This window comes from Candidatus Accumulibacter vicinus, assembly GCF_000584955.1.
GTDB lineage: Bacteria > Pseudomonadota > Gammaproteobacteria > Burkholderiales > Rhodocyclaceae > Accumulibacter > Accumulibacter vicinus.
The window spans coordinates 100-1,425 of record NZ_JDSS02000046.1 but is presented as its reverse complement, the minus strand read 5'-3'; the positions used below and the strand labels follow the sequence as shown (position 1 = coordinate 1,425).

The window sequence follows — 1,326 nt, the reverse complement described above, 5'->3', positions numbered from 1 at the left end:
TAAGGTGATCTCTACGAATATTCATACCGCACAGGCCGGTCGGATCAAGATGTCCCACTTGGGTAGAAGTGGGTTTCGTTCCAGCCTGGACTCGACAGCTTGCATGGCATCCTTGGCCACGGAGATTCCTTTTTCATAGACCGTGCGGCTCAGTTCGACGACGGGATGAACGCCTTTCCAGGTCATGCTCTTGGCCCACTCCAACATCGATTGGGTGTCTGCCAGCTTGGCACCGTTCCAGTGCTTTTCCAGGATTCCCCAGCAACGCTCCACCGGATTGTATTTGCTGTGGTACGGCGGATAGTACAAGAGGCGGATGGACTTGCCGATGTGATCGGCAAACTCGACGATTCGCTTGAGAAATTGCGTGCGCCGGCCATTGCTCTCCGGTCCGTTATCGGCCTTGATTTGGATGTGTGTCACGCGAGCACGCTCTTCGGACGCTTGACTCTCCCACCACGCGTAGAGGCTGTCGATGATGAAATCGCTGGTCTTCGCCGAGCTTCCGAAGGACAGATAGAGGTGCCCCTTGTCTTCATCGACGACACCAAACGGTGTGTGTTTCTCTTCGCAACCCATGTCGTGATCCGCCGCTTGGTTATCGCCTCGCGTCTTGCCTCCTCGCGAGTAGTCGCCAATATTCACCGTCGCCTTGCAGTCCATGCTCAGGCGCATGACGGCTTCGCCTTGGCAATCTCGGTCACGTTCCCGGATATTGGCGAAGATGGCGTCGGTTTCGGGGACTTTTTTTGGGGCTTGGCCTTGAGCACCGGACGCAGCCGGTACCCGTTGCGGTTCAGCACGTTCGACATGCCGCTTCGTGAGGGCAGCACGTCGTCGGCAAAACCCTGCGCTCGCAACTGCTTGATGGCTTCCTCGGCGGTCAAACGGGTAAATGACAAAGTCGTGCGAAAAGTCGGATCCTGTTGGGCATGACTTTCCGCCAGCTCCCAGAGGGCTTTCGCTACTTCCGGGTGTTTCTCCTCCCACAATTTCGCACCGCAGCAGAACGCGTGGAGCCCCAGACAAACAATCCCGGTACGTTTCTCATGCAGACCAAGCTGCACCGCCTGCCGACTCCATCCGAAAACGTCCTCTGCGCGCCGAGCACTGCCCCCGCAGTATTTCAGCGTCATCTCCGCCTGAAACGCCCTACGGTCCGCCCCCGTCATCTTGCTCGAAGCAAGCTGGATATCTTCAATATGGACGGCTTCGAGAGAAACCTTGCTTTCAGCTACCGTGGCGACCCTCATCAGCAATACCTCCAACCTCATAATCTACTGAAAGTATCGCATACAACGGTATGAACAATAGAGGATATCGCCT

Annotated in this window: 1 pseudogene; it reads right to left on the bottom strand. The window is 56.3% G+C overall.

The features are described 5' to 3' along the window. Positions 1-21 precede the first annotated feature (21 nt). Positions 22-1,136 (bottom strand): annotated as a pseudogene (locus CAPSK01_RS24075) (ISAzo13 family transposase). Positions 1,137-1,326: the final 190 nt, after the last annotated feature.